The sequence below is a fragment of the Chromohalobacter nigrandesensis genome, assembly GCF_023061285.1.
In the GTDB taxonomy this organism is placed as follows: domain Bacteria; phylum Pseudomonadota; class Gammaproteobacteria; order Pseudomonadales; family Halomonadaceae; genus Chromohalobacter; species Chromohalobacter nigrandesensis.
The window spans coordinates 688122-707020 of the sequence record NZ_JAKGAM010000001.1 but is presented as its reverse complement, the minus strand read 5'-3'; the positions used below and the strand labels follow the sequence as shown (position 1 = coordinate 707020).

Annotated in this window: 17 protein-coding genes; 6 read left to right on the top strand and 11 right to left on the bottom strand. The window is 63.2% G+C overall.

The annotated features are described in order from the left end of the window. Positions 1–128 precede the first annotated feature (128 nt). Positions 129–1283 (bottom strand): GTP cyclohydrolase II, encoded by a 1155-nt coding sequence (locus tag L1073_RS03385; RefSeq protein ID WP_246896871.1) that lies wholly within the window; start codon positions 1281–1283, stop codon positions 129–131. An 83-nt stretch (positions 1284–1366) separates the two neighbouring features. Here L1073_RS03385 and L1073_RS03380 point away from each other — a divergent pair, with 83 nt between their 5' ends. Further along, positions 1367–2212 carry a RibD family protein gene (locus L1073_RS03380; protein ID WP_246896869.1) on the top strand — a complete coding sequence of 282 codons (846 nt, stop codon included), beginning with the start codon at positions 1367–1369 and terminating at the stop codon, positions 2210–2212. Between the two features lie 145 nt (positions 2213–2357). Here L1073_RS03380 and L1073_RS03375 read toward each other — a convergent pair whose 3' ends face one another. From L1073_RS03375 to L1073_RS03355, 5 genes are all read right to left on the bottom strand, one after another. Next, entirely contained in the window at positions 2358–3338 is a 981-nt protein-coding gene (locus L1073_RS03375) for a lysylphosphatidylglycerol synthase transmembrane domain-containing protein (protein WP_246896868.1), read from the bottom strand. After that, positions 3325–4191, bottom strand: coding sequence for a class I SAM-dependent methyltransferase (locus L1073_RS03370; protein ID WP_246896867.1), 867 nt, complete (start codon positions 4189–4191; stop codon positions 3325–3327). Before L1073_RS03370 ends, L1073_RS03375 begins: the two co-directional genes overlap by 14 nt. Next, the gene (locus L1073_RS03365) at positions 4188–5237 is read right to left on the bottom strand and encodes a glycosyltransferase family 4 protein (RefSeq protein WP_246896866.1); all 1050 of its coding nucleotides are present in this window, start codon (positions 5235–5237) and stop codon (positions 4188–4190) included. The genes L1073_RS03370 and L1073_RS03365 overlap by 4 nt, the downstream gene beginning before the upstream one ends. Next, entirely contained in the window at positions 5234–5632 is a 399-nt protein-coding gene (locus tag L1073_RS03360; RefSeq protein WP_246896864.1) for a 6-pyruvoyl trahydropterin synthase family protein, read from the bottom strand. Before L1073_RS03360 ends, L1073_RS03365 begins: the two co-directional genes overlap by 4 nt. A gap of 94 nt (positions 5633–5726) precedes the next feature. Next, positions 5727–6704 (bottom strand): zinc-dependent alcohol dehydrogenase, encoded by a 978-nt coding sequence (locus L1073_RS03355; RefSeq protein ID WP_246896863.1) that lies wholly within the window; start codon positions 6702–6704, stop codon positions 5727–5729. 180 nt (positions 6705–6884) lie between these two features. On the opposite strand from L1073_RS03355, the gene L1073_RS03350 reads away from it, so the two are divergent. Then, positions 6885–7637, top strand: a complete 753-nt coding sequence (locus L1073_RS03350; RefSeq protein ID WP_246896861.1) for a CDP-alcohol phosphatidyltransferase family protein — start codon at positions 6885–6887, stop codon at positions 7635–7637. 31 nt (positions 7638–7668) lie between these two features. Here L1073_RS03350 and L1073_RS03345 read toward each other — a convergent pair whose 3' ends face one another. Beyond that, on the bottom strand, positions 7669–8481 hold the full coding sequence (locus tag L1073_RS03345) for a helix-turn-helix domain-containing protein (RefSeq protein ID WP_246896859.1): 813 nt from the start codon (positions 8479–8481) through the stop codon (positions 7669–7671). Positions 8482–8709: 228 nt separating this feature from the next. On the opposite strand from L1073_RS03345, the gene L1073_RS03340 reads away from it, so the two are divergent. Further along, a complete protein-coding gene (locus tag L1073_RS03340; RefSeq protein ID WP_246896857.1) occupies positions 8710–10059 on the top strand; it encodes a glutamine synthetase family protein in 1350 nt (449 codons plus the stop codon). 54 nt (positions 10060–10113) lie between these two features. Then, positions 10114–10851: a glutamine amidotransferase-related protein gene (locus L1073_RS03335; RefSeq protein ID WP_246896855.1), complete on the top strand. Its 738-nt coding sequence runs from the start codon at positions 10114–10116 to the stop codon at positions 10849–10851. Positions 10852–10921: 70 nt separating this feature from the next. Here L1073_RS03335 and aguA read toward each other — a convergent pair whose 3' ends face one another. The 3 genes from aguA to L1073_RS03320 all read right to left on the bottom strand — a co-directional run bounded on the left by aguA (position 10922) and on the right by L1073_RS03320 (position 14971). After that, positions 10922–12034 (bottom strand): agmatine deiminase, encoded by a 1113-nt coding sequence (gene aguA / locus L1073_RS03330; protein ID WP_246896853.1) that lies wholly within the window; start codon positions 12032–12034, stop codon positions 10922–10924. An 8-nt stretch (positions 12035–12042) separates the two neighbouring features. Further along, the gene (locus L1073_RS03325) at positions 12043–13392 is read right to left on the bottom strand and encodes a Na+/H+ antiporter NhaC family protein (protein ID WP_246896851.1); all 1350 of its coding nucleotides are present in this window, start codon (positions 13390–13392) and stop codon (positions 12043–12045) included. Positions 13393–13573: 181 nt separating this feature from the next. Next, positions 13574–14971 carry an aminotransferase gene (locus tag L1073_RS03320; protein WP_246896850.1) on the bottom strand — a complete coding sequence of 466 codons (1398 nt, stop codon included), beginning with the start codon at positions 14969–14971 and terminating at the stop codon, positions 13574–13576. Positions 14972–15188: 217 nt separating this feature from the next. Between L1073_RS03320 and L1073_RS03315 the strand changes: the two genes are divergently transcribed. Then, on the top strand, positions 15189–16427 hold the full coding sequence (locus tag L1073_RS03315) for a Zn-dependent hydrolase (RefSeq protein ID WP_246896849.1): 1239 nt from the start codon (positions 15189–15191) through the stop codon (positions 16425–16427). A 15-nt stretch (positions 16428–16442) separates the two neighbouring features. Further along, positions 16443–17984: an aldehyde dehydrogenase gene (locus tag L1073_RS03310; protein ID WP_246896848.1), complete on the top strand. Its 1542-nt coding sequence runs from the start codon at positions 16443–16445 to the stop codon at positions 17982–17984. A gap of 80 nt (positions 17985–18064) precedes the next feature. Here the strand turns inward: L1073_RS03310 and L1073_RS03305 are convergent, their stop codons facing one another. Further along, a complete protein-coding gene (locus L1073_RS03305) occupies positions 18065–18895 on the bottom strand; it encodes a helix-turn-helix transcriptional regulator (RefSeq protein WP_246896847.1) in 831 nt (276 codons plus the stop codon). Positions 18896–18899 lie beyond the last annotated feature (4 nt).

Sequence of the window (18899 nt, the reverse complement as noted above, 5' to 3'; positions counted from 1 at the left end):
GCTCAAAGTACTCATTTACACCCCGTAAACTCCGCCTTTTCGCAGATTTTTGCCTTGTCTGACCTTCGCTCGCCGACTTTTCGTACATAGCCTAGAGTGAGAGGCGCGCCAGCATGGCGCGCATCACGTCATTCGAGCGAGCCGGAGGTATCGCGGTGCAGGGCGTGCCTGTCGCTGACATCGCGGCTTTCGAGCACGTCCTCCAGCCAGTGGCCGGCGCGTTCGGCCTTGGCGCTCAGGTAGCGCCGATTGTGCTCGTTGAGTTTGCCATAGCAGGCTTCGCGACCCATCACATCGATGCCGCCGAGGCTCATGGCCGCGATCTTTTCGGGATTGTTGGTCAACAGCGCGATACGCGTGACGGCAAGCTCGGCGAGCATCTGCAGCGCGGCGCGGTACTGCCGCTCGTCCTCGCCGAAGCCCAGCACCTGATCGGCATCGACGGTGTCCAGTCCGGTATCCTGCAGGCCATAGGCACGCAGCTTGTTGGCCAGGCCGATACCGCGTCCTTCCTGGGCGAGATACAGCAGGATGCCACCGCCATGTTCGCTAATGGCCGCCACGCTGGTGCGTAACTGCTCGCCGCAATCGCAGCGCAGGCTGCCGAACAGATCGCCCGTCAGGCAGGCCGAATGCAGACGCACGGGCACGGCGTCCGCCCACTCGGTGGGATCGCCGACCAGCACCGCTAGATGTTCGCGCAGGCCGTCGCTTTCGCGAAAAAGCACGAAGCGGGCCTGTTCGGCATCGGCGAGGGGCACGTTGGCTTCGCTGATACGCTTGAGGGTGGTCGTGTCACCTTCGCCGTAGCGTTGCACGTCGTCGAGTGCTACACCAAGCAGGGTGCCGTCGTCGATGAGCGCAGCCATGGCTTCGCGCCGCGTGGCGTCGACACGGGCGCTGAGCGCGGCGGGCACTAACTGGCCACGCCGCATCAAATTCAGCGCGGCCGTTTCCGCCGCTGAGGCGGGGGCGGGTGGCTGGATGCCCGGAGGCTCGGCCATGGCCGCCATCGCCCAGGCGACGACATCGCTGGCGCGGTGATGCGTGCCGAGGGGCAGGCGGACTGCGTCGGCGCCCTCGGGCGCGTGCGTGCCCAGGGAAGCGAGTCGATGCGTGGTAATCACTAGACCGGGCGCGTGACCGGCCATATCAGCGAGCGCGCTCAGGGCGGTATCGTCGATGCCTTCCAGTGGCTGGATCAAGACGTCGTCTTGCGGGGTGCGCAGCACGACCGGAAGGCCGCGGCGCAAATCGAAGATCGCACGTTCTACCTGTCTCATGAGCCTCTCCTTGGTTTTTGCGCGTCGTAATGCTTCGATGACGTGTCATGACATATTCGTTGGCACACGGCACGGGAGACCGTATGAGTCCTGCGACACTCGATGTGGCGCTGGCCTGGCAGGCGATTTGCGAGGCTCGACGCGAGGACTGGGGCGCCCATGCGGCGTTGACGCTGGCGGATGGCCGGCTGCGCGTCTGGCGCGGCGGCGCCTGGCAAGCCGAGGGCCCGGTCACGGCGGAGGCGACGGCGCTGCTCGATAGTCTGTTGCCGAGCAGTGCGACACCCGGGCGCTTCGTCATCGCGCAACTCGGGCAGAGCCTCGATGGACGTATCGCCACGATCACCGGCGCCTCGCACTACGTCACCGGCGAGGCCAGCCGCGTGCACCTGCACCGCCTGCGCGCGCTGGTCGATGCCGTGATCATCGGGGCGGGCACGGCCTGTGCCGACGACCCGCAACTCACCGTGCGGCATGTGCCGGGAGACAATCCGGTACGCGTGATTCTCGACCCCAACGGCCGCGTTCCCGCGACCAGCGGCGTGTTCCAGCACGGCGATGCCTCGACGCTGCATATCACCCGGCATCCGCTGCCGCGCGATACCCTGGGCGGACACGTCGAATCGCTGGTGCCCGAGAGTGCCGCCGGCCTGACGCCCGCAGCGCTGCTCGATACCCTGGCGGCACGCGGTCTTCACCGGGTGCTCATCGAAGGCGGCGGGCAAACCGTGTCGCGTTTTCTGGCAGATGGCCAGCTCGATCGCCTGCATGTGGTCGTGGCGCCGCTGTTGATCGGCTCGGGGCGCCCGGCGGTGAGCCTGGCCGAAATCGAGACCCTCGACGCGGCCCTGCGTCCGCCGTGTCGCACGTTCGCGATGGGCGACGACACGCTGTTCGATCTGACGCTGCGTCCCGGTCATACGGTGTAAGAGGGTGTTTACAAAACAGGCGAACGATGGCAAGACAAGGCAAAATTGGCCGAAAACACGGAGTTTACATGGGGTAAATGAGTCTTTTGAGGCCGATTTTAACGCCGGATTGTCGAGTGCAGCCCTTTTGTAAATACCCTCTGCGTCATCGCGCATGGCAGCCTCCTCCACGCTTGCTCGTTAGCGGAGCGCCTGTCCGAGTCTCGCGACCCCGGCGCGGGGGACGACGGCGGCAGAGCAGCCAGGCGCCCGGCAGGCTCGAGACCAGCACGATGACCCCGTAGACCAGTGAAATGGCCACGCCCTGGGCGGGATCCAGCCCGGCCCCCATCCACACCAATGCGGCGGCGCTCTCGCGCAATCCCCAACCGGCTACCGAGAGGGGAATCGCCATGACCATCAGCACCGGCGGAATCAACGGCAATAGGGTGGCGAGGTGGATATCGGCCCCCACGCCACGAGCGGCGATGGCGTAGATGGCGATATAGCTCGCCACCACACCCAGCGAACTGAGGCATTGCCAGAACCACATGCGCGAGGCGACCAGGGCGGCGCCGAGATCGCCCAGCGTGTCGCGTAGCCAGGCCGGCGGACGGCGATAGCCCCAGATTCCCAGTCCGCCCAGCATGATGATCCCTATCGTCAGCGCACCAGGGACATTACCCAGCCGGACAAGGCTACCGAGTACGCTATCGCGCAAGTCCGATGAGGCCATGAGCCCCGCGATGGCGATTACGGCCAGCATCAGTTGGCCGGAGAGGCGTTCGATGATCACCGCGCGCCACGCCCGTGGGCGGTCGCTGCTCGACCGGGCATGGCGCCAGGCCCGCGAGGCGTCGCCAATGACGCCGCCCGGCAGTACCTGGTTGAGAAAGGTAGCCATGTAGTATTCCGCCACGGCACGGCGCAGCGGCAACTTAAGCCCCATGCGTCGGGCGGTCAGGCGCCAGCGCCAGGCGGAGAGCACCACCTGGGGTACGCTGAGGGCCCATGCCAGCAACAGCCAGCCCGGCGCGGGGGTGGCGAAGGCGTCACGCAGCGTCCGCGTGTCGAGTTGCCAGGCGAGCACCCCGATCAGCGCCAGGCTCACGCCCAGGCGTACGAGGGTCGCCTTAGCGGGACGCATGGGCGGGCCCCGGGGCGGCGAACAGGTCGCGGTGCCCGACGTATAGATCGAGTCGGCCCCGCTCGAGGGCCTCCCGGCGATGTTGCCACCAGCGCTCGATGCGCTGACGATCATGTGGCGCTTGTTCGCGGGCGGCGTTGGCCCAGCCGTCGATCAGGCTCAGCGCCAGGGGGCGTTGCGCCGGCGTCAGGCGCCAGGGGCTTTCAGCGTCGACGAGGTGAAAGCCTCTGGCGGTGAAGGCTTCGATCAATGTCTGGGGTGCCGTGGTGCCCAGCGCGGGACCCAGGCCCTTGTCGCGGCGTTGATGCGCGGCGAGGAGCGCGAAGAGCCAGGCATCTTCGGCGTCATTGACTGCCACGTTATCGGCCTGGAAATGAATTTCGCCATCCACGCTGAGCGTGATCAGTGCCGCGGCGCCTTGGGCCGCGCAGGCGTCGGCCAGGGCCTCGACCCAGTCAGCACTGACCAGATCGCACAACGCCGAGGCGGTGACGAGGTCGATACCGGTGAACCACGATGCCTCGAGGGCATGCAGGTCGCGCTGTTGCGTGGTCACGTGGATAGGCGCTCCCGCGTTATCGCGCAAGGACTGACAGCGCCCCACGGCATGATCGAGCAGAGAATCGTCATGATCGACCAGGCACCAGTGCTGAGTGCCGGGCAAGCGAGGCGCGAGGTAGCGTACATTGGCGCCGCTGCCACTGCCCAGATCGAGTAGTTGCCAGGGAACGTGGCTCCCACGCGTGGCAAGCCAGTCACTGGCGGCGTGCAAGGGCGCCATGGCGCGGGCGTCGTGATCGGCCTGCTCGCGCTGCGCCAGCCAGGATTCGCTGAACGTACCGGCGGTGTTCATGCGGCGCCTCGCTGCAAGGCGGCGGCGAAGGCCGCGCCGACCTGTGACCAGTCGCGCAGCGAGGCCTGGGCGCGCTCGGCACCTTCGCACCATGCTTGACGCTTGCGCGGATCGCCGAGCATCTCGCGCAGCGCAGCGGCGAGGGCCTCGACATCGCCGGGCGGCACCTTGAGGCCGGCATCGTCGGGCAGAGTATGAGCGAGGGCGCCGCCGGTGGTGGTAACCACGGGCAAGGCATGTGCAAGGGCTTCGCTGACGACCATGCCGTAGCCCTCGTAATGCGAGGGCAGCACGAAGATATCGCTGGTGTGATAGGCCTTGTCCAGAGCATCGGCGGATCGCTCGCCGAGCAGGTGAATGCGTTCTTCCAGGCCATGGGCGGCGATACGTTGCTGGACGTGCGCGACATGCGCCGGCGCGCGATCCAGGCCGCCGATGCAGTCGCATGTCCAGGGCAGGTCGGTCAGCGTGGCCAGCGCCTCGACGAGCACGTCATGTCCCTTGCGCGGGGTGACCGTGGCCACGCACAAAAGGCGCGGCACATCGCCGTTGCCATGTGCCGGCGTGGCGCGCGTCACGCCGGGTTCGACCACGTGCAAGCGCTGCGCAGCCACCTGAAAATCCGCCAGACGCCGCGCGGTGAAGAGGCTGGTGACGATGACGTCGCGCACCGCCGACAGCGCGCGCGTCTCGCTGATCAAGAAGCGCTCGCGCTCGGCGTCGCCGAGGCCGGTTTCATCGGCGAGCGGATGGTGGATCAGGGCGGTGAGCGTCAGGCGCTGGGTATGGGTCTCGAGGACGTCGGGCAAGCCACCCATCGCGAGTCCATCGATGATCACATGGGCACCCTCGGGCTGGGCCGCCAAGGCGTTTTCCAGGGCCTTTTGCGCCGTGGCGTCGGGTTCGGGAAAACGCCCCTCGAGGCCGATCACCTCGACCGGCCAGCCGTGTTCGCGCAGGGCCGCGACGACGCGTGCGTCGTAGACGTAGCCGCCGGTCAACTGCGCGGGGTTGCCAGCGACGATGAGGGTCACGGGATGACTCATACCGCGCCCTCGTAACTCGCCCAGGCGATATGCGATTCATGCAGCGTGACGCCGAGGGCCGTCAGGCCATGCCCGGTCTCGCCGAGTTCGCCCTGGCGGATGGCGTGGGTGAGCCGTTCGAAAATCACCTTGGCCATGAACTCGGTAGTGGTGTTGCGCCCCCGGAATTCGGGCACGTCGTCGAGGTTATTGAAATTGAGATCGCTCAGCACGCGCGACAGCGTCTGGCTGGCCAAGCCGATATCGACGATGAGGTCATCGCGGTCGAGTTCGGGGCGCTTGAAGGCGACATCGACCACATAGGTGGCGCCATGCAAGCGCTGTGCAGGGCCGAAGATCTCGCCGTTGAAGCTGTGCGCGATCATGAAGTGGTCTCTAACCGTCAGGCTGAACATCCGTGTGACTCCTTATGTATTGCCGATGCGTAATACCGGTCATGCGTGTTACTGGTTAGGCGTGTTGGATGGGCGCCACCGCATGGCGGTGGCGTCACGAATAGCGTATGCGATGGCATAGCGCCGGGCGATCCGTGTCGCTCAGGCGTGCCAATGTAGTGGGCAAGTCGTGAAAATCGCTTTCAGCGTCGATCAAGGCATCGAGGCGGGCATCGCGAAGTAGCGTCAGGGCCAGTTGCAGACGCTGGGCATGGCTGCGTCGCGCGCGTCTGGCCGGGGAGACCCCGCCCACCTGGCTGGCACGCAGGGTCAATCGCCGCGAGTGAAAAGCCTCGCCGAGCGGCAGCGTGACCTCGTCGCGTCCGAACCAGCTCAGCTCGATGATCTCCGCTTCGTATCCCGCCAGCTCCAGAGCGCTGCGCAGGCCGTGAGGGCTGCCGCTGGCGTTGATCACGATGTCTTGCTCGTCCTCGGCATCGCGTGGGTGGCGAAAGGGCAGGCCCAGTGCGGCGGCCAGTTCGGCCTTGCCGGCATCGATGTCGAGCAGTTGCACGCGCGCGCCAGCCGTTTGTTGGCATAACCAGGCGACCAGGCTGCCGACCACGCCGGCGCCGACGACACTGATCCGGTCGCCGACGCGTGGGGCGGCGTCCCACAGGGCATTGACGGCGGTTTCCATGTTGGCCGCGAGGACTGCACGCGCGGCGGGAAGATCCTCGGGTAGTGGCACGACGGACTCGAGAGGAACGACGTAGCGTGTCTGGTGCGGATAAAGACAGAATACCTCGCGGCCACGCCAGGCCCCCGGCCCTTCTTCGACCACGCCGACGTTGGCATAGCCATATTTGACCGGCCCCGGGAAATCGCCTTCCTGAAAGGGCGCGCGCATGCGGGTGTATTCGCTCTCCGGGATCTTGCCTTGAAATACCAGACTTTCGGTGCCGCGACTGACGGCGCTGTAGCGTGTTCTGATCAACAGCTCATGCGCCTGGAGGTCGGGCAGGGCGTGCTGTCTGATTTCACCGTGCCCCGGTGCCTGTATCCAGAAAGCCTGGGCGTTCGCTGCGTGCATGGCAAATCTCCTTCTTTGCCTTGAGTATCGTCCATGACACCATTCATGTACAGGTATTGTACACAGGATCGTTTTTGTACCATTTTTATTATAAGCATCGAGTGCTATCAGCTTAGTAAAAATTGCGCTGGTCACCGGTGCCTCTGCCATAGTGAAACCAAAAGGCTGCGGAGGAAGGGCATGCGTTCCACGTCCCCCCACACCACTGGCCGCAGGCCGTCCTGGGCCCATGGTCTGCCGGCGATGCTGGAACTTCTGCTAGGCCTATGCCTGGTGGGCGTGCTGGTGGAGGCCTTGCAGTGGCATCTGGCGGCACCTGCGGGGCTTGGCTGGGCGGTGGGCGGTGTGTATCTGGGCATGGCGGTCATGATCGTGTGGGCCTGGCCGACGGCATCGCGCTGGCTGGGTTGGGCCAATCGCGTGACCTTGTTGCGGGGGATATTGGTCGCCCTGCTTGCCGGCAGCATGGTGTTTCCTGCTTTCATGCAGCGTCATGCGCTGGAAATGGCGGGACTGGCATTGCTGGCGTTGTGCCTGGACGGCCTTGATGGTTGGGTGGCCCGGCATACGCATTCTGTCACTGGCTTCGGTGCCCGTTTCGATATGGAGCTGGATGCCTTCTTCATCGCGGTGCTGTGCTGCGCGCTCGTGGTGCTCGACAAGCTGGGCGGTTGGGTGCTGTTGTGCGGGGCGCTGCGCTATGTGTTCGTCGCGGCAGGGTGGGTGTGGCACTGGCTGCAACGGCCGCTCCCCCCAAGCTTTCGTCGCCAGTTGGTGTGTGTATGGCAAGTCGCCAGCCTGCTGGTGGCGCTGCTGCCGTTCGTCGCGCCTTTCTGGGCCATGCTCTGTGTGAGCCTGGCGCTGGTATTGCTGACGTATTCGTTTGCGATTGATGTCGCGTGGCTATATCGCCACCGGCGCATGTGTATCTGACATTGGCCTTGCAGGCTCGGAGGAGGTCTTTCTAGTGATGCTCTTCCAGGTGACTCAGGTGGTTGATGAACTGTGTGAAGATTTCCGCCTGGGTAGAGGTGTTTAGTCGTGCATGAATATTCTTGCGATGCACCTTGACCGTGCCGACGCTGATTGTCAGATGGTCGGCAATCGCTTGGGAGGAAAAACCCCGCAGGATCAGATCGGTGATTTCTCGCTCACGCTGAGTCAGCACGCCGCTGGCGAAGGTGCGTAGCGCGCGTTTCATGGGGTCGTCGGAGCGGCCATATTGCAGGAACTCGTCGGACTGGGTCTGCCAGAACTGGCGCATGAGCGCGCTGATGACAGGGTGAAACTCTTGCAGGGCATTCAGTTCGGTACGCGAAATGCTTTCCAGCGAGGCTTTGCGCCCCAGCGTGATGGCGCAGGTCACTTCGTCATCGAGGCGGATCAAGAGGTTGATCTCATCCACCAGCCCGAAGTTCTGGTAGCAGGTTTGATAGTACTCGGTACTCTTGAACGAATCCGGCATGATATCGGCAAGCCGCACGATACCGGGGGGTGCGGTGTCCTTGATGGCGTGGAACAGGGGGTCGAGTACATAGGCATGATTGATGTACTGGCGTAGGGTATCGCTCTGCTCCGCCGGGTCGGAAGGGTGGACGAGAATCGGTCGCAGCGATTTCTTGTAGGTCAGCAGCAGAATCGTGTCGAAGAAACACAGGGTCGACAGGAAGGCCTCCAGCATCATCGGAAAACTGCGCAGCCGCTGATGCTCGATGAGTACGGCCAGGTTTTTCTGCCAACTCTCATTGGTGTGTATCTGATTGACGCGATCTCTCATCGCTTATCCTTGCTTCTTGTAGGCGGCCGAAAGGAGGCTTTCAGGAATTTTACCAAGGCTAAGCCAGATGGTGGGCCGGTACCAGCCCGGCTCGCCTTCGGGCCATGTCGCAGGCAGAGATAGATGACGTCTTCCGTTGATCGGATACCCCTGGGGTGATAGATACACCACTATCTGGATGGGATATCTTGATGCTCTGATTTCGAAAAGCATTCAAGAGTCACACGTATGGCGACGAATAAAAAACACGACAAGAACCGCGATCTGGATCTCTTCATCACGGATTTGAACGGCAATTTACGCGGCAAGCGTATGCCCGCCAGCGGTCTGGAAAAGGTCCGCAAGGAAGGGCTCAAACTGCCGCGCTCGGTGGTGGGCTTTGATTTCTGGGGTGCCGATGTGCTGGACAATGGCCTGGTGTTCGAGACCGGCGACAGTGATGGTGTCTGCCTGCCTGTCAGTGCAACGCCAATCCCGGTGCCATGGTCGGAGGCGCCGCGTGACCAGATGCTGGCGATGATGTTCAATCCTGATGGCACGCCCTTCGAGGCCGATCCTCGCCAGGTGCTCAAGCGCATGGTGGATCGTTTCGCCGACAAGGGGCTGACACCGGTGATGGCCACCGAGCTTGAGTTCTATTTGATGGATGCCGAATCGGAAAGCATTCAGCGTCCGATTCCGCCGGCACTTGCAGAGGGCAAAGGCCGCCGCCTGGCCTATACGGAAGGTTATTCCGTTGAGGAAATGGATGGCTTCGAGGCGTTTTTTACCGATATCCGCACGGCTTGTCAGGCACAGGGTATCGGTGCGGATACCATCATCGCCGAGATGGGCCCGGGGCAGTTCGAGGTCAACCTCGACCATGTGGACGACCCGCTGAATGCGGGCGATCAGGCGATCCTGTTCAAGCGCCTCGTACGCGGCGTTGCCCGTCGCCATGGCTATGCGGCTACCTTCATGGCCAAGCCCTATGTCGAGGAAAGCGGCAACGGTTTTCATGTGCATTTCAGTCTGCTCGACTGCGACGGCAACAATGTCTTCGATGACGGCACCGAACAGGGCAGCGATCTGCTGCGCCATGCCATTGCGGGGCTGATGCAGTCGATGCCGGAGAGCATGCTGATGTTCGCGCCGCACCTGAATTCCTATCGCCGCTTCATGCCGGGCGCCCATGCCCCGACTCATGCTAGCTGGGGTTACGAGAATCGCACGGTGGCGCTGCGCGTGCCGGAAAGCCCCCATCAGGCGCGGCGGATCGAGCATCGGGTAGCCGGTGCCGATGCCAACCCGTATCTGGTGCTGGCGGCCGTTCTCGCTGGTGCGCTGCATGGCATGGAAAACGAACTCGAGCCAGATGCCCCGGTGGAAGGTGATGCCTACGCCGAAGAGAATCCCCGCTATCCGTTGCCTTGCGAGTGGCAGGACGCCATCGAGCGTTTTGATCACAGTGAGAGACTGCGGGGATACCTGAGCGACGAGTTCGTGCGTGTCTATGCGCAAGCCAAGCGCCAGGAGCACCGCTGCCTGAACGAGCGCATTTCCGATATCGAATACGAGGCCTATCTAGGATTGCTCTGATCCTGGCCAGGCGCTAAAGACAGGCACGGCGCGACCGTGAGTGAGGAATTCGTCATGACGCTGAAAATCGGCATATTGGCCACCGGCACTGCGCCGGATGATCTGATCGAGACGCACGGCTCCTACGCCGACATGTTCGTTAACTTGTTCGGGCAAGCCGGCTATGACTTTACCTTCATTACCTTCGATGTCCGCGACGATATCTTTCCCGAATCAGCCGATGCCTGTGATGCCTGGATCATCACTGGCTCAAAATCCAGCGTCTGCGACAAGACGCCCTGGATGGCACGCTTGAAAGCACTGATTCTTGAAATCTACGCCACCGGCCGTCCCATCGTAGGGATCTGCTTTGGCCACCAGATCGTGGCGGAAGCCTTTGGGGCCGACGTCAACCGGTATCCGAACGGTTGGGGCGTGGGGCTGCATACCTATCGACTGGACAAAAGCGTGCCGGAACTGAGCGCCCTGGGGGGCCAATTCACACTGAATGCGGTGCACCAGGATCAGGTGCTGAGCAAACCGACGCAGGCCGAGCTCATCGCCTCTTCGTCGTTCTGTCCGTTTGCGGCGCTGCAGTATGACAATCGCATCCTGACCCTGCAGGCGCATCCGGAGTTCAACGTGGCGTTCGAAACCCGGTTGCTTCAGTCACGTCGCGACGCGCCGATTCCGTCGGCGGCGGCCGACCAGGCGCTGACCAAACTCCATGAGGCATCTGCGCGTACGGACTCACTGCAGGTCGCTCACTGGATGGCCGCTTTTTTGCAGCAGGGTCGCTCTTCAACAGAGTAGACGTCGTCGAGCGTGGCTAACACGGCCGTCCTGCTGCATAGGCTTGTCCCACGATAGCGCCTGACAGGAATCAGGCCCGGGGTTGCTGTTGGGTGATGCAGTGGATGTTGCCGCCGCCGAGCAGGATCTCGCGGGCATCGACGGCGACCACCCGGCGCCCCGGGAACAATCTCTCGAGGATTATTCGTGCCGCGTCGTCGTGGACTGGATCGAGTTTGGGCATTACCACTACCGCGTTGCCGATATAGAAATTGACATAGGAGCCGGCCATGCGGTCGCCGGGTTGGCGGGGCCGCGAGCTGCTTAGCCGATCGACGCCGCTGGCCTCGGTCTCGGCGATCTTCAGCGGGCCGGGCATCGGTAGTTTGTGCACTATAAGCCGCCGTCCCTTGGCGTCGGTGGCGGCCTCGAGAATCGCCAGGGCCTCGCGGGAGATGGCATGCTGCGGGTCACTCTCGTCGTCGGTCCAGGTCAGCGCCACCTCGCCGGGGGCGACGAAGCAACACAGGTTGTCGACGTGGCCGTCGGTCTCGTCCTGAAAACAGCCGCGCGGTAGCCAGATGACCTTTTCGACACCCAGATAGACGCACAAAAGCCGTTCGATCTCGGCCTTGTCGAGATCGGGATTGCGGTTGGGGTTGAGCAGGCATTCCTCGGTGGTGATCAGGGTGCCCTCGCCGTCGACGTGGATCGCGCCACCCTCGAGGACCAGCGGGGTGATGAAGCGTTCGATGCCGAGTATCTCGGCGATCTTCTGGCGGATGCGGCGGTCCTTGTCCCAGGGGAAGTAGAGCCCTCCGTTGAGCCCGCCCCAGGCATTGAACTCCCAGTCGACCATCGCCAAGCGACCATCCGGATGGGTCAGAAAGGTCGGCCCGACATCGCGCATCCAGGCGTCGTTGCTGGAAAGCTCGATCACCCGAATGTGTGTCGGCAACTGGTTGCGGGCGTTTTCGTACTGATCGTCGTTGACGCCGACGAAGACCGCCTCGCTCACGGCGATCGCCTCGGCGACGGCGACGAATGCCGCCTGAGCCGGCTTGGCGCCGTAGCGCCAGTTGTCGGGACGCTGCGGCCAGAGCATCCAGCAGGCGTCATGCGGGGCGAACTCGGCGGGCATGGCAAAGCCCCGCGCGGTGGGCGTGGTGGTGCGACGCGCTGTTGCGATGTGTGTGTCGTTCATGACGAACCTCAAAGATAGCCTGCTGCCAGGAATACCAGCGTTGCCAGGAAAGCGGCAATAAGCGCATAGGGAAGCTGAGTCAGAGCGTGGGCCATCGGCGTGCAGCCGCTGCCCTGGGCCGAGAGCACGGTGGAGTCGCCGTAGAAGCAGGCGTGACTGCCGAAGGCGCTGGCTGAGATCAGCGCGCCGATCACCAGTGGCATCTCGGCGTGGACGCTGCTCGCCAGTGGCAGCACGATGGGCATCGCCACGGCAAAGAGTCCCCAGAACGAGCCGGTGGCAAAGGCCAGTAACGCCATGGTGACGAAGCTCACCGCTGGTAGCAGTTGCGCGGTCATCAGTGGCTGCAGGGTCTGGATCACGTATTCGGTGAGCCCCAGGCCGTCGTTGACTTCCTTGAGCGTGAAGCCGGCGACCAGCGTGCCCAACGGCATCAGCATCGACTTGAAGCCGTCGAGTGCGGTATCGAAGGTGGCGTGAAAGCTCATCAGGCGCTGGCTGAAGATCAGTACCAGTGTCACGGCCAGGGCCACGATCACCCCGCGCAGGATGTCGATGTCGAAATACCAGGTGAAGAAGATCAGGCTGGCGATGGGCAGCAGGAAGTTGAGCAGATGCGGGCGGCGCTGGCCTTCGTCCTCGACTTCCAGGGCGTTTTCCTCGGCTCCGTCGGGCATCAACTGGCCGCCCGCAGCGCGCGATTCAGCGGCCTTCATGGGGCCGATGGCGGGAATCCACCCCATCGCTACCAGGGGCACCACTGCAGCGGCGATCCAGGCGTAGAACATGTAGGGAATCGATTCGATGTAGAGTCCCATACCGCTGCCGGTCACATCGTTGTCCTCGAGCAGTCCGGCGAAGAATACCGCCCAGGTGGAGAAGGGTACCAGGATGCAGATCGGTGCGGCGGTCGAGTCGACGATGTAGGCGAGCATCTCCCGCGAGACCTTGAAGCGATCGGTGATCTTCTTCATCGAGGCGCTGATCGCCAGGGCGTTGAGATAGTCGTCGACGAAAATGACCAGTCCGAGGACCCAGGTTGTCAGCAGCCCCTGACGTCGGCCGTGGATGCGGCGAGTCATGACGTCGCCGAAGGTCAGCACGCCGCCGGTGCGCACGAGTAGCGCGATCAGACTGCCGAACAGCCCGCAGACCAGAATGATCCAGGTCACGGTGTCGTTGCCGAGCACCGTGAGCAGCGTGTCGGAAGCCTGGGTCACCACGCTTGTCGGCTCGATCATCAACATGCCGACCAGTGCGCCGGTCATCAGCGATTCGATGGTGCGGCGGGTGACGATGGCCATGATCAGCACGATCAGGGTGGGAAACAGGCTCCAGAGTCCGTAAGTGTCCATCATGAAGTCCTCTTTTGTCTTTGTGGTCTCGGGGACGGCCCTGTGGCGGGGCCGCCTCTGTAGACCGTCCCGTTGGAAGGCGCTGTAAACCCTTCCATGGGCGCTACATTCGCCGTCCATGGCGAATGACCTTCTACGGGCGGCCTACCTTGGATGCCTATCGGACAGGTCGAGAAATGCTCTTTTACAGGTAACCGTCGGCCTTGAGTGACGCCGTCGCGGCGGTCAGCGCCGCGTCGAGGATGGCCACGACCTCGTCGACCACTTCGCGAGTCCAGATCAGCGGGGGCGACACGATGTTGAGATGGCCCACCGGACGAATGATCAGGCCGCGCTGCTGGGCCTCGAAGGCGATGCGGTCACCGACTCGCGCTTCCACTGGGAAGAGTGCCTTGGTGTTCTTGTCGGCGACGTTCTCGAGACACATCATGAAATGGCTGCCGCGCACGTCGCCCACCGTGGCGTGATGTGACAGTGAATGCAGGCGCTCTTCGAGATAGGGCCCCACCTCGCGGACGTTTTCGCAGATCGCCTCGCGCTCGATGATTTCGATGTTCTTGAGTGCCGCCGCGCAGCTCACCGGATGCCCGGAGTAGGTGAAACCAGTGCTCAGCACGCCGCCCGGTCCCTGCGGGGTAGAGAGCACGTCGTAGAGTGCGTCGGAGATCAGCGTCGCGCCCAGCGGCGCATAGCCGGACGACAGCCCCTTGGCGCAGTTGATGATATCGGGCTGGGTCTCGAACATCGCCTCGGAGGCGAAGAAGTGCCCCAGACGGCCGAAACCTGTCACTACCTCGTCGGCGATGAATAGGATGTCGTTGGCGCGACACACCGCCTGCATACGCTTGTGGTAGCCCTTCGGTGCTACCAGCACGCCGCCGGCGCCCATGATCGGCTCGGCGATGAAGGCGGCGATGTTGTCGGCGCCGATCTCGGCGACGGTCTCCACGAATTCCGCCACGAGATGATCGCAGTATTCGCTTTCGCTCATGCCTTCGGGGCGGCGGTAGCAGTTGGCCTCGCTGAGATGGGTGACCAGATGATCGAGAGTATCGAAGCCCCAATTGTTGCTCGCAATTCCCGTCAGGGTAGAGGCCAGATAGGTGGTGCCGTGATAGGCATTGTTGCGCGACAGGATGCGCTTCTTGGCCGGCTTGCCGAGGCGATTGAAGTAGTAATGCACCAGGCGGATGGTGGCATCGTTGGCCGCCGAGCCACCGCAGCTGTAAAAGACGTGATTGAGATGCGCGGGGGCCAGCTCGGCGAGCTTGTCGGCGAGCAGTGTGGCCGGCACGTTGGAGAGGTTGTTGAAGGTCGAGAAGTAGGCCATGCGCGTGGCCTGCTCGGACATGGCCTGGCCGATCTCGGCACGGCCATGGCCGACGTTGACGCACCACAGCCCGGCGATGCCGTCGATGAAGCGGTTGCCGTGGGCATCCTGGACGTAGATGCCCTCGCTGTCGGTGATCAGGTCACAGCCTTCCTCGTGAAAGACGCTGAAGTCGGTGAAAGGATGAATGAAGTGATCCTTGTCCTTTTGCCAGAGCGCTTGGGCATCGTAGGGACGGGTTTCGGTGCTCATGGTGTCATCTCGCAAGTTAAAAGCGGTCATTGCCGTGATAAGTGGCCGCGATGAGTTGTTGTGATGAGTTGTTGTGATGAGTCGTTGTGGTCGGAAAGAGACTAGCGAGGAAAGGGAGGGCGGGAATATATCCTGATAGGGGTATATCGCAACCACTGGCGGGCCGCCTAATGTGTTCAATGGTTCAAACACCTAACAAGCACAAAGGGGGTACCTCATGGCGGTTTCCATTGACGGCCAACGGTTGTGGGACAGCCTGATGGCGATGGCCGAGATCGGTCCTACCGAGAACGGTGGTAGTGGCCGTCTGGCCTTGACCGAAGAGGATGCCGCCGGCCGGCAACTGTTGCTCGACTGGTGCGAGTCGCTCGGTTGTACCTGGCGGGTCGACCGCGTCGGCAATATCTTTATTCGCCGTGCCGGCAAGCGTAACGACCTCGATCCGGTTGCCATGGGCAGTCATCTGGATACCCAGCCCAAGGGCGGTCGCTTCGACGGTAATCTGGGCGTACTGGGTGGTTTGGAGGTGTTTCGCGCGCTGTCGGATCAGGGCATCGTCACCGAGCGACCGCTGGAGCTGGTGGTCTGGACCAACGAAGAAGGTAGCCGTTTTGCGCCGGCCATGGTGGCGTCCGGTACCTATGCGGGCGTATTCAGCGTCGAGTCGACGCTGGCGCGCGAGGATCGTGACGGGGTGACGTTCGGTGAAGCGCTGGCTGCCTGCGGGTACGCGGGTGCTTCGCCGGTGGGAGAGCCCCGTCTGGACAGTTTCTTCGAGGTGCATATCGAGCAGGGACCGGTGCTCGAGGAAGAGGGCGAGGCTATCGGTGTGGTGACCGGCGTCCAGGGTATGCGCTGGTTCGACGTGACGCTCTCGGGCCAGTCGGCTCATGCCGGGCCGACTCCCATGCGCTATCGCCGCGATGCGCTGGCGGCAGCGGCGCGCCTGATCGACCGACTGCAGGCCCATGCCCTGGCGGACGACAGCGGCGATACCAAGGTGACCTGCGGTTGTCTGGATATCGTCTCGGCATCACGCAATGTGGTGCCCGGCGAGGTCAGGCTCACTATCGACCTGCGCCATGTGGTAGAGAGCGAGCTGGACGCGTTGCAGGCGTATTTCGAAGAGTTGCTTACTGAAGTGGGTGAGACCTGCGGCGTCACGGTGGCCCAAGAGCGGATATGGGCCTCGCCGGTGGTGGCGTTCGCCCCGGAGTGCGTGGCGGCGGTGGAACGTGGCGCTCTCGAGCATGGCCTGAAATACCGTCGCATGATGAGCGGGGCCGGTCACGACGCTGTCTATGTGTCACGGGTGGCGCCGACGGCCATGATCTTCATTCCTTGCCGCGACGGCATCAGCCACAACGAGGCCGAATACGCCTCGCCGGAACACTGTGCCGCAGGTACTCAAGTGCTTTGCGATGCCATCCTTGAACGCGCCAATCGCGTGTCCTGACCTGAGGAGAACGACATGACTCAATCCAAGACCTCAATTCCCGAAACCCATGCCGATTGGCGGGCGCTGGCCGAGCATCTGAGTGTCGAAAAGGGCCTCGAGGCGCGTGCCTATATTGACGATACTTTCGTTGACGCTGTCAGCGGCGAGACGTTCACGAGCCTCAATCCGGCCACCGGCGAGATGCTCGCCGAAGTGGCCAGTTGTGATGCCGCCGACGCCGAGGCGGCGGTGACGGTGGCGCGACGTGCCTTCGAGGGCGGCGCGTGGTCGCGGTTGTCACCGGGCGAACGCAAGGCCGTGCTGCTGCGTCTGGCTGAGCTGATGGAGGAGCACAAGCATGAGTTGGCGGTGCTCGACAGTCTGGACATGGGCAAGCCGGTGTCGAGCGCCATGGGGGACATGGGCGGCGCCATCGGCTGCATTCGTCATCATGCCGAGTCCATCGACAAGCTCTACGGCGAGATCGCCCCCACCGGCGAGGACAGTCTGGGATTGGTGCTGCGCGAACCGCTCGGTGTGGTGGCGTCGATCGTGCCCTGGAACTTTCCGTTGATGATGACGGCCTGGAAGATCGGGCCGGCGCTGGCGGCCGGCAACAGTGTCATCCTCAAGCCCTCGGAAAAGTCGCCGCTGTCGGCATTGCGCCTCGCGCAACTGACGCGGGAAGCCGGTTTGCCGCGCGGCGTCTTCCAGGTGCTGCCCGGTTTCGGCCACACCGTGGGCAAGGCATTGGCACTGTCGATGGGCGTCGACTGCCTGGCCTTTACCGGCTCCACCGGGGTCGGCAAGCAACTGATGCAGTACGCCGGCCAGTCGAACCTCAAGAAGGTCTTTCTGGAGTGCGGCGGCAAGAGCCCGAATGTGGTCTTCGCCGACTGCAAGGACCTGGACCGAGTGGCCGAGCACGCCGCCGCCGCGATTTTCCACAATCAAGGCGAGGTGTGCATCGCCGGCTCGCGGCTACTGGTCGAAAACAGCATTCGCGAGCGCTTCGTCGACAAGGTTCTGAGCGCCGCCGAACATATGCAGCCCGGCGATCCGCTGGATCCTGCGAGCTTCATGGGGGCGATGGTCGATCAGACCCAGTACCAGCGGGTGCTCGACTATATCCGCCAGGGCGTTGAAGAAGGCGCGACGCTACGTACCGGTGGCAAGGCCCTGAACGGCGAGGAGGCGAATGGCCAGGGCCTGTTCATCGGTCCGACGGTATTCGACGGCGTCACCGACAGCATGGCCATCGGCCGGGAGGAAATTTTCGGTCCGGTATTGGCGGTATTCGGCTTCGATACTGAAGAAGAGGCCGTGCGGTTGGCCAACGACAGTGACTACGGCCTGGCAGCAGGCCTGTGGAGCCAGGACATCGATCGCATCATGCGTGTCACGCGGCGGCTACGCTCGGGGCAGGTCTTCGTTAACAACTGGGCGGACATGGACCAGACGGTGCCCTTCGGCGGCGTCAAGCAGTCCGGCAACGGCCGCGACAAGTCCCACCACTCGCTGGAGGAATACTCCGACCTCAAGACGGTGTGGATGACGCTGACGCCCGCGTCGTGAGCATGGCCGCGAGGCCACCGGGGAAGGCAAGCAGGCCCAGGGAAGGGCCCGTCATGACGCTATGGTCGAGTTCGTGAAGCCTACTGTTGTTCTGTCTGGCGTCGCGAGACCAGCGCCACATGATCGAGGAACAGCCGAAAGAGTTGCGACTGGCTGGAGACGTCGAGGCGCTGATAGAGGTGCTTGCGATGGACCTTGACGGTGCCGTCGCTGATACCCAGCTCGCGGGCCGCCGATTTGGTGGAGTGACCGGCCAGCAGCAGGCGCACGATCTCCCGTTCACGTGCCGTCAGGCGCTCCCGACCGAAGCTGTCGAAGGCTTCCTCCACCGGCTCCCGTTCGGCCAAGCATTGGTGGAAGCGATGTTCCTGCCACTTCCAGTATTCGCCGAGTAGAACTTCCAGCACCGGCGAGATGTGTCGCAACGCTAGCAGCTCCCGTCGGGTGATTCGTGGGGTATCGTCGCGAAATCCTAGTGACACTACCATGACGACGTCCGTGTCGACCCTGGCAAACAAGCCGATCTCGTCGCTGAGCCCTAGGGCACGGTAGTAGTGGTGATAATAGTCGCTGCTCTCGAAACGATCCGGAGTCAGCTCCCGCAGCCGATGCGCGCCGCTTTCCAGTCCGTCGTACACGGCCTTGAAGAAGGGATCCAGCAGGAAGGCCTGGTTCAAATAGCGTTCGATGCCTTGCTCGCGACGTGTAGCCGGATAATTGTCGTGGATCAGCAGCGGTCGTCGTTGTCCTTTATAGGTATTGATCAGGATGGTATCGAAACCGACCAGCTCGTGCAGCGTCTGCTCCAACAGGAGTGGAAAGCCGCTGCCGGCGACGGCTTGGAACAGACGGGCCAGATGATGGTGCCAGGTCAGGCTGGCGGGATTGGCGAGGTGGTCGGTCGGTGTCACGAAA